General features: G+C 37.4%; 2 protein-coding genes. One reads left to right on the top strand and one right to left on the bottom strand.

Translation table 11 applies throughout. From position 1 onward, the window contains the following. The coding region (locus AC4MRQ_RS23745) for a tetratricopeptide repeat protein (protein WP_491200218.1) at window positions 1-519 on the bottom strand (519 nt) is incomplete at its 3' end. Window positions 520-971: 452 nt separating this feature from the next. On the opposite strand from AC4MRQ_RS23745, the gene AC4MRQ_RS23740 reads away from it, so the two are divergent. Next, on the top strand, window positions 972-8,238 hold a 7,267-nt coding region (locus AC4MRQ_RS23740), incomplete at its 3' end, for a S8 family serine peptidase (protein WP_491200217.1).

Raw genomic sequence — 8,238 nt, 5'->3', positions numbered from 1 at the left:
AAAACGTTTAAATTTTCGCTTATTATCATCATCACTTAAATTGTAATAATGTAAAGCCTGTTGGTAATATTCTATTGCTTTTTGATAATTCTCAATTCGGTCATAAATCATACCAGTATTGTTGTATGCCCTCACAAGCCCAATATGATTAATAATTGCAGCATATCCTTCAATTGCATTAAAGTAGTCTTCCAATGCCTCATCGTAATTACCCAGGTAATAGTTGGTTGACCCATTCTCGAGCTGAAAATCCGCAGTCCACTTTTCTTTTTCCTTATCTATTGCCAACTGTTCGCCTTGTGTACCCCATAATAATGATTTTTTCAGATCATATTTCCTGGTAAGTTTAACCAGTTTCATTAAGATAGGGAGGCGCTCTTCTGCTTTTTGAACGTTATTAAGCTTATAAATTAAGCTATCTTCACTAATGATGTCATTTGCATTTGTATCCAATATACTGACGCAAAAAATGCAGCACCATACACTCAAATATATTTTAAATGTGTTTAATTTCTTCATGCGATTCCCTCTTATAACGATACACTAAGATACTCATTTAAATCTAAACAAATTTAATGCCGTTAATTATTTGTGTGCTCTCACTACCCTAGTGAGAGGTGTTAAGTGTCATAAAAACAGAATTATAGAATTTTTAAAGAGAGGTTGTATTTGCTTCTTCTGCAATTAAAACTAATCCATGCTGAGGTTTTGTGCTGGGCATGAGATGTGCTGAGATGGTGTTTTTTTTGAAGTAATCCTGAATAACTAACTTCTTTGTACAAGTCCTAAAATTTCTAACTCATAACATAAGCTAAGGATGTGTAGCGAGATTAACGATAAAGAAATCTACCGCTTGATAAAAAAACGGGAAGAAGAGAATAAAGTCTTTAAGAAACTTTTAAAGCAACTAGAGATTCAAAATAAGAAAGCAAATAACGGTAAGAAAAAACTCCGATAGAAAAATCTACAAAATGAATACATCTACTCGATCAGCAAAATACATTATTGCGTTTTTAAGTATATTTCTTTTTACTAATATATTATATGCGCAAAAATTACAAGTATATAAAGACGGGCAGCTTCAGGGAACTTTTAAGGTTAAGTTAAAGCCTGAATTAGTTGTTTCTCCTGCAGGATTAAAATCAACAAATATTAGTGGTTACTCCAGGGTTGGAATTCAGGCCATTGATCAATTGAATTTACAATATCAGGCTGTAAAAATGGAACGATTGATTCCATATTCTCCCAAACATCACCTGAAACATCAAAAGCATGGTTTACATCTATGGTATACAATAAGTGTGGACTCAGAGGCCGAGCTTAATCAGGTTATTAAGGCCTATGGTAATTTGGCTGAGATTGAGAGAGCAGAGCCATTTTATGAAAAAAGTCTGGTGCCACATTCTTTTACTGAGGTTTCGAGCTATGCCACTGCTAATTATAATAATACAAGTGCATCTCCTTTTGATGATCCTCGTTTTGATGATCAATGGCACTATCATAATACCGAAGATAATCCTGGAACCCCGGGTGCTGATATTAACTTATTAAGAGCCTGGGAAAAGCAGGTAGGTCATCCGGATGTAATTGTTGCGGTAATTGACCAGGGTGTTGATTATAAGCATGAAGATTTGGCAGCCAATATGTGGGTTAATGAAGCTGAATTAAATGGTACTCCAGGTGAGGATAGTGATGGCAATGGTTATATAGATGATATCTATGGTTTTGACTTCGTGAACATGGAAGGCGACGTGAAGCCCTTAAACCATGGTACACACGTTGCCGGTACCGTTGCTGCAGTTAATAATAATGGTATTGGAGTAGCAGGAGTGGCAGGTGGTTCTGGTAATGATGATGGGGTTAGGATAATGGCCTGTATGATCATGTCTGATAGTGGTACAGGAAGTCCTGAAGCTGCTTTTGTATATGCAGCTGATAATGGAGCTGTAATTGCACAAAACAGTTGGGGATGGAATGAGCCAGATATTTACGAACAATCTATCTTAGATGCAATAGATTATTTTATTGAGGAAGCAGGTCAGTATGAAAACAGCCCGATGAAGGGTGGCGTTGTAATCTTTGCAGCAGGTAACGTAGGACTGGAAGGGAATTATTGGCCTGGTTGCTACGAAAAAGTAATTGGTGTTGCAGCTACGGGTAAAGATAATGAAGTTGTACCGTATTCAGTTTACGGCGAGTGGATTGATATTACAGCACCTGGAGGAAATGTGGATAATGGGCAAAGTTATGGTGTTTTAAGTACAATGCCAGGTAATAGTTATGGATTCTATGATGGCACATCAATGGCTTGTCCACATGTCTCGGGTGTTGCAGCTTTAATAGCTTCGGAGTATAAAGGTCCTGAATTTGATAAAGACATGTTAACGTCTCGCCTGTTAAGTGGTGTTAATGTCATTGACACCATGGAAGTAAACGGGAAATATGTGGGAAAGGTAGGTTTAGGAGCAGTAGATGCTTATTTGTCATTATTACAGGATAATGGAATAGCTCCGGGTCAGATCACCGATTTATCCAATGAAGGTACATCAAATACATTCGCATATTTTTCATGGACAGTACCTGTTGATGAAGATGATGATAAACCAAGTTACTTTAAACTGTATTATTCAGAGGAATCATTTGATGAAAGTAATCTGGAGGATATTGAGGATATTCGAATAAACAACCTTCAATCTGCCGGAGAAACTTTTAATTACGAATTAAGAGATTTAGAACCGCAAACCAAATATTTTATTGCAGTTTCTGCTATAGATAGATGGGGTAATGAATCGCCATTATCGGCTGTAATAGAAGTAGAAACAAATTCAGGGCCTGTTATTCAGTTAGACAAGGATGTGTTGAATTTTAATATTGATGTAACCGCAGATACCCTTTCACATCAGCAGTTTACCATCACAAATACAGGTGAAGGTTTACTTAAATGGGACCTGAAAGCTCATCACGTTGAGAATATTGACATTTATACTACACCGCAACCAAGGAAGTTATATAATGTTAATATCTCTGAAATTTCGACTCCTTCTACTGAAGATATTAAAGTTAACTATAATAATCTGCTAACACCATATGCACAGAAACCTGAAGATCGGTATATGCACTATTTTGATGCAGACCTTTTAATGTATACTCTCGCAGCAATTGGTGAATCAAATACTGACTTAACTAATTCTTCAGCCGTTCATTTTGAGATATTTAATCCTATTGGTTGGAACCTGACAGGAGCTGAGGTAGGCTTGTTTTTTGATGAAGCACCAATGGAACCTTTATATGTCGAAGTATATGAAGGTGGTGATATTAACACCGCCAGGTTAATCCATTCGCAGTCTTTTACGGTCGATCAGACAGGATCGTTTTTTCATGCCATTGATTTTGATAAACAGATGTTCTTTGAGCAGGGAGACGAGTTCTTTCTTGTTTTCCATATTCCACCAGGCCACAAGTATCCTTTCTTAGGATCGCAAGGATTAACCATGGGCTCAACAGACCATCAGTATTTTAGTACTGATCAGGGAGTGACTTGGAATCTTCTAAGGGATGTCTATTATGACTATACAAAAGTTTGGGATGTTGTTGCATTAAATGAACTGGTTGAGTTGGACACCTATATGAAACTATCTCCTACTTCAGGTTACTTAAATCCATCCGAGAGTGCTACAGTTGATTTAACTGTAAATGCTGCTAAACTGATAAATGGTAATTATAATGCCAATGTTGATGTGTTTGGTGACGGATATGAAAATAACTGGAAAACACTTGAATTGGATTTTGATGTAGTTGGTCAGACTCATCAGTTGAAGAGTGATGCTATTATCAACTTTGATAATGTTTTTATTGGCGAGAATAAAACAGAAACCATCACAATTAGTAACATTGGATTAGGAGCTTTTGGCGATGATAGCAGTCCGCTTGATATAGTGATAGATGATGCCGATTTCAAATTGGTAGGAACAATGCCACGCGTTGTACCTGGCGAACGTGAAATTGAGTTGTCATTCTACTTTGCGCCAACAAAAGAAGGTGCCATTAATTCCAAAGTAACAATTACCGATCAAAATGGTAATACACATACTTTCCATTTATATGGAGCTGGTACACTTCCGGCAAAAGCTGTTGTAAGCCCACTAACAAGCTTTTTAGAGAACCTGTCATTGGGAGATACATACGAAGGTGAATTTTACTTACGTAACGATGGAGATTATCCTTTACAATACTACGTTCCAAAGTTTGCTGATGGATCAAATATGCCTGATTTCGATTTAAATTCCATTCATAATTTTGGATATGTGGGTGGTGAGAAAGTGCCAGAACCGGGTGAGGAAGCATTTGAATGGGTTGATATTCAGTATTCAGGTGTGGATATTACTGATGTATTCAGATTAGATGGTAGTGTGGTCTTAGAAGAGGCACTTTTAGGATTTAGCTTCCCATATTTCGGTAACGAATATGATACCTGTTATATTTCTAACCAAGGGGCGCTGTCCTTGGCAAATAATGGCTGGTTTAATGCAAAACCAGCTGGTTATAATAATTATGCACAACCAAGTAAATTAATCTGTGCCTGGGGTATGCCTTTCGATTTAAGTCTGGGAGGAAAGATTTACTATCAGCAATTCCCTGGCAAATTTATACTACAATACCAGGATGTGGTACATGGCAGTTATATATGGGATGAAAGTGTAACTACTACTGGTATAGGCTGGCTTGATGAAAACATTACTTTCCAGATAGTATTGCACCAAAATGGGGACATAGATTTTAATTATAAAGATCTGGGAGAAGTACTTGGAACAAGATCCTTAGGGTTTAATCGCGCCAGTACACTTATAATGATTGAAGATTTTGATCTGGGAGATAATCTGGTATTAAATGGTTACGGAACTGGTGGCGATGAACCATTTATTGAAGGTATATATCCAGCTACCGGTAATCAGATCTACTTTAAAAATCCTGGATATGGTACATTAAAGTCTGTTGCCAATGCTTTTGGTACTGTTCATGTTGGCGACTCAGTGAAGATTGGCTTCAACGGTATTACAGATAGTTTATATGTTGCAGATTTTGAAGAACGCATCAATATTGTTAGTAATGACCCGGTTAATAATCCGGTAACCCATACAATCAACCTGAATATAACATCAGGTGGAGTTGCTAACTTTACGTTTGAACCAGGAGTGCTTAATTTTGGTGATGTATTCCAGGGAGCCATTCAAACTACCCAGCTTAGACTTGGTAATGACGGAAAAGCAATTGGCCAGTTTACTTCTATGGCATTCGAGAATGACTTGTTTGAAGTAGAAGGTTATATGCCGGTTGAATTAAGACCGGGAACATTCTCCGATTATACCATCACAGTTACTGCTGATGCTCTTGGATTGAAACAGGATGTGCTCATCTTTACAACGGACGAGGGGGATACTCATCGTGTTGATGTGTTGTGTAATGTAGTTGAAGCACCATTTATATCATCTAGTCATGATGAAATTATTGAAACACTTAATTACGGTGATTCAACAAAAGTGGAAATCTCAATTAACAACACCGGTTTAAATGCAATGAAGGTATCACCATTTGCCAATGAGTGGATCAATGTTCTCCCTTCAGGTAGCGAATCATATGGAAGTGATGTAGATTATATCTATACTATTGAGAATGATTCAGAATCTCCATTTCATATTCCAAGTGATGTGATGATTACAGGTGACAAACTGAACACTCCAGGTGATATTCTAGATCCGGATTCCTTCTGGATAGCCGTTCCAATGCCATATGAAATAAGTTTTTACGGACAAAAATACGACTCCTTATATCTTGGAATTACCGGAGTTATCACCTTTGTAGCTGATCAGGAAAGCAGACAATGGGGACCAGAATATTATATTCCAAATACAGCAGGTATTCATACTTTCTTAGCTCCGATGTTTGGATTTAATGGTTCTTCAAATCCTAATTTCTATCCAAAGACTGGGATATATACAAAGGCGTATGATGATAAGTTTGTTGTACGATACCAGGATATGGGCTCCAATGTAGGAGGTACACCAATATCCGTTGAGGTATGGATATATAAGAATGGTATCATCAAATATATGTATGATATTGATGAACCGGAAACAGCAGTCTTTGTAACCGGTAATTCATTAGTTGGAATTGAAAATCAGGATGGTACTAAAGGACTACAGGTTTCTGCCAGAACATCTGGTATTATACATGATGGTACTGTGGTTACATTCTTACCTCAGGAAACCTACACCGTTAATGCACAAAGTTCTGTTGACTTTGATGTATTCCTGAATGCCAGATCATTATACCATGGACAGTATACAGAAAATCTGACTTTTAAGAATAATACACCGTCTGAGCCTGATTTCGGTATTCCTGTTACACTTGATATTATAGGAAAGGACAGCGTTGTTGTTGAAGATACATTGAGCCTTGGTGAACTGATGATAATTGATCACGATGATGAAGGTTATGTATCGCCATACAAACGTTATGACTTCAATTATACAATAGCCAATAAAGGAACCAGGAATCTATTTATTAGTAATATTAAACTAATGAGCGGCTTCAATAGTGGCGTTGTTATGGGTGACGACAATAAGTTTGGAAGTGGATCTGCTGAAGACGGTTGGGTTGATATTTCACGTAAACGTATCAACCATACTTTGAAACCATTGGGCAGTGAAACATTTAACCTAAGGATTATTCCAATGCAGGAAGGTATTATAAATGATACCATATTGGTGTATTGCGATTTGGAAAACAGTCCGATGAAAATACCGGTATCAGCTGAATTCACATTGCCACCGGTAATTAATATCCAATCAGAGGGTATACATGTATTTGCTGATACTAATGAGCATGAAGAAACAAGAACTTTTATTCTCGATAATGTCAATGGTTCAACAGATCTTGACTATGAAATCAGCTTTGTGTTCGAACGCAATATTAATCCATTTAGTAACTCAGCTTCATTAAAAGCTGCGAATCGTATGCCTGCGGCAAATGTTGCTAAGCTTGAGCATAAAGCAGTCAGTAATCTGAAAGCTGCTTCAACAGCTGTTGAAGAAATTGAATTCAACAGGGTATTGCAATACGAGGAGGCAACATCTTCTGCCGGTAATGTTGGATTTGGATCTAACAATATGAGCTTTACTTCAGTTACTGGATTTTATGCTCCCGAAGATGGTTTTAACCTGTCACATGTGATGACTTGGTATGCCTGGGGCGATATGTTGGATTCATACATTGACGTTACAATTTTAGGTGGATCAGAAGACTATTTCGAATGTGAAGTATTATATACACAGCGTTATTATCATGTTGTCGATGCAGCTTCTGGTACTGGAGAAATAATAACCATAGAATTAGATGAAAACCAGTATTTCTTCCCTAATGAGAAATTCTTTGTTCAGTTTAAGTATGATGAATTTATTGGTTATCCGCAGGGAACTCATAAAGGTGAAGAAGAAGTCTATCAACGTTATTACTTCGGAAATGGTGATGACATGTTTGAAACCACGGAGAGCGGTTATGGTACCCTTGGTTGGATTACACGGGCAGCTGAACTGGAAGCGGGTGGTAATGCCTGGAGTGTATTGAATAACGAAGCTATTGGTAATGTTGCTGTAGGTGAGGAAGTTGAGCTTGAATTAGTATTTAACTCAGCTTATGCCAAGCAAGGAGTAAATTTGGCATCGCTTAAGTTCAAAAGCAACGATCCATACAATGAAATAACTGAGCTGCCAATTTCACTAACACGAAATAAAGGTCCTCAATATAACGATGGTTTTGAGGTGAGTTATACCATATTTGAGAATGACACATTAGAGTATCAGTTAATTGCCAATGATGAGGAAGGTGATGATTTTACTCTTCAGATATTAGAGGATAAAGAACACTTTAGCTATGAGCTAAAAGATAATACGATTGATATCGTTTTCACACCTGATTACGATGCTGCCGGAAAACATGAGTTTACAGTTGAAGGAGCAGATAGTCATGGTAATACAACCAAGTTCGTCTTAAAAGTAGACGTAACAGACGTTAACCGTGCTCCTATTGAAAACGTTGAAATAGGAGAGCAGGTATATGCCATTGAAACAGAAGACGCTTATACATTAGACCTGAGTGATTATATTATTGATCCGGATGGTGATGAGGTAACTTTTGACATCACTTATGAGGAGGTGGCAGCTGTTCAAATACTTACGACCA

Source organism: Carboxylicivirga sp., from assembly GCF_982718395.1.
Note: the sequence above shows the minus strand (reverse complement) of the source record. Positions and strands in the feature narration are given on the sequence as shown.